This window comes from Sodaliphilus sp., from assembly GCF_045598405.1.
GTDB classification, from domain to species: domain Bacteria; phylum Bacteroidota; class Bacteroidia; order Bacteroidales; family Muribaculaceae; genus Sodaliphilus; species Sodaliphilus limicaballi.
Genome location: NZ_JAZLLZ010000073.1, coordinates 1 through 2,353, shown reverse-complemented (window position 1 = coordinate 2,353; position 2,353 = coordinate 1). Strand labels below are relative to the sequence as shown.

Below are 2,353 nucleotides of genomic sequence, written 5' to 3'. Positions count from 1 at the left end.
GGGCGGCTTGCCGACTTGATGCCCGAAGCCAACGCGATGCTCAAAGAGGCACATCCAGAGTGGAGCATCGCTTCGTGGGCATTTAGATTTGTGCGTAGCTTGCCCCAAGTGCAGGTGATTTTGAGCGGAATGACCACTCTTAATCAAGTTGAAGACAACCTTGCTACATTTAGCAGCGATAATAATTTCACTGAAAATGACCGCGAAATTCTTTTTGAGGCTGCTAGGCTGTTCAGGAGTCAAGTGCACATTCCTTGCACTTCGTGCAGATATTGCTGTGAAACATGTCCTTCGGAGATCAATATCCCAGAGTGGTTAAAGTTGTATAACAGGTCAAAAATTGACGGAGGATGGGTAATTAAACGATTTGGCGACGCTGTGGAATCAAAAGGCGTTCCTGCCGATTGCGTTGCTTGCCGCGAGTGTATAAAGCAATGTCCTCAAGGCATTGACATCCCTACGTTGCTTGAAGAGTTGACCGACGCCTTGCGTTGAAAAGTGAGGAAATTAAGTATCGGAATTAAAACTAATTACTTTACCTCGCAGAGTTTGCCTGTTGTACTATCAATGATGAAACCGCGCACGTTGACATCGCGGGGCATGAGAGGGTGGTTGACGATAGTGTCAACAGTTCGGCGCACACTGTCGTCGGTGTCATGAAAACCTTCAAGCCAGTGGTCGAGGTCGATGCCGCAACGCTTGATTGTGTCAAAAGTCTCCTCTGTGATGCCTCGTTCAATCATGTGGTGCTCAAACTCCTTAAAGCTCATGTGGCATGCGCCGCATGTAGTATGTGCCACAACCATTATCTCGTTAACCCCCAGCTCGTAAACAGCCACGAGGAGTGAACGCATAGCCGAGTCAAAAGGAGTGATGATTAGGCCTCCGGCGTTTTTGATGAGTTTTGCGTCACCGTTGCGAAGTCCCAGTGCGGCAGGTAGCAGTTCGGTGAGTCGTGTGTCCATGCACGAGAGCACGGCTAGCTTCTTCTCGGGGTACTTGGTAGCAAGAAACTTTTCGTATTCGCGTTTCTCGACAAACCGTTCGTTAAATTCTAAAATCTGGTCAATCATAATGATAAGTGTTTGCCTATGTATTGTCCTAGAACAAGAGCAAGAAAACCAATAGTTACGCTAATTACAACATAACTGGCGGCCCACAAAAGACCGTCGTTTTTTAATAGCATTCCGCTCTCATTGATAAACGTGGAAAAAGTGGTGAAACCACCGCAGAAGCCTGTGATAGCAAGGAGTTTGGTGCTGTCGTTCATGATTCCGTGCGTCCACTGCATGCTTGACAATATTCCTATGAGCAAGCATCCCACGATGTTGACCGTGAATGTGCCGTATGGAAACATAGACGAAGAAATGCATGACGCAGCAAGTCTAGAGACAAGGAACCGCAGTCCTCCGCCCATGAAACTTCCTGCACCGACTATTAAAAAATCCTTAAGCATGAAAATAACTTTTTTGCAAAGTTACAAAAAAGAGTGAATGGTTAATAACTTTAGTGGATAAATAGGCAAATAATTGCAAAAAAAATCGTAAATTTGCATGTTATAGGGCACAAAATGTCCGAGCGGTTTGAGACTGCATTGATTGGTGTTTATAGCCAATGTGTGATAAAATCACTGTTTTATGTCGTCTTAACGGATAGGCAAGTTTAATAATTTATTGAAATTAAGTTTGTTACTTGCTTGTGTTATCCTATGTGTAAAAGTTAATGATAATAGTATGACCGAAAAGGATTATATAAAAAATAATTTCCCTTTGTTGTCGGGAATTGATAGTCCGGCTGATTTGAAAAAACTCAAAGTGGAACAACTCCCTGCTGTGTGTCGAGAGTTGCGCAGTTTCATGATACATGAATTGTCAACTAATCCTGGCCATTTTGCATCGAGTATGGGTGCCGTGGAGATTGTCGTTGCGTTGCACTATGTTCTTGACACGCCCAACGATCGTATCGTGTGGGACGTGGGTCATCAGGCTTATGCTCATAAGATTATTACTGGCAGGCGTGACATGTTTAGTCAAAACCGCACTATGGGCGGTTTGAGCGGATTCCCTAATCCTAATGAAAGCGAATATGACACATTCATTGCTGGCCATGCATCTAATTCGATTTCGGCTGGTTTGGGTATGTCTATTGCGAGTGAACTAAGCAAAGATGTTGACCGAAAAGTTGTGGCTGTGATAGGCGATGCTTCTATAAGCGGCGGTCTTGCTTTTGAGGGCCTAAACAATGCCGCGATGCAGGAGAATAACTTGCTTATTATCCTTAACGACAATGATATGTCCATTGATCGCCCTGTGGGTGCATTGAGCAACTACATCACCAACTTATCGACATCGAA

General features: G+C 44.5%; 4 protein-coding genes. 2 read left to right on the top strand and 2 right to left on the bottom strand.

All coding sequences use genetic code 11. The features are described from left to right. Window positions 1-495: 4Fe-4S dicluster domain-containing protein (locus tag ACKI3C_RS06100; RefSeq protein ID WP_407403095.1), on the top strand; the 495-nt coding region annotated here is incomplete at its 5' end. Between the two features lie 35 nt (window positions 496-530). Here ACKI3C_RS06100 and ACKI3C_RS06095 read toward each other — a convergent pair. Together ACKI3C_RS06095 and crcB are read right to left on the bottom strand one after the other, a co-directional pair. Beyond that, entirely contained in the window at window positions 531-1,073 is a 543-nt protein-coding gene (locus ACKI3C_RS06095; protein ID WP_407403093.1) for a beta-class carbonic anhydrase, read from the bottom strand. Further along, window positions 1,070-1,456: a fluoride efflux transporter CrcB gene (gene crcB, locus ACKI3C_RS06090; RefSeq protein WP_407403091.1), complete on the bottom strand. Its 387-nt coding sequence runs from the start codon at window positions 1,454-1,456 to the stop codon at window positions 1,070-1,072. Before crcB ends, ACKI3C_RS06095 begins: the two co-directional genes overlap by 4 nt. Window positions 1,457-1,733: 277 nt before the next feature. Between crcB and ACKI3C_RS06085 the strand changes: the two genes are divergently transcribed. Continuing rightward, a partial coding sequence (locus ACKI3C_RS06085; protein ID WP_407403089.1) for a 1-deoxy-D-xylulose-5-phosphate synthase N-terminal domain-containing protein occupies window positions 1,734-2,353 on the top strand: 620 nt, incomplete at its 3' end.

What these genes read in the sequence shown, in the direction of transcription:
- ACKI3C_RS06095 (WP_407403093.1), bottom strand. Translation starts at nt 1,073, where the DNA reads ATGATTGACCAGATTTTAGAATTTAACGAACGGTTTGTCGAGAAACGC.
- crcB (WP_407403091.1), bottom strand. Translation starts at nt 1,456, where the DNA reads ATGCTTAAGGATTTTTTAATAGTCGGTGCAGGAAGTTTCATGGGCGGA.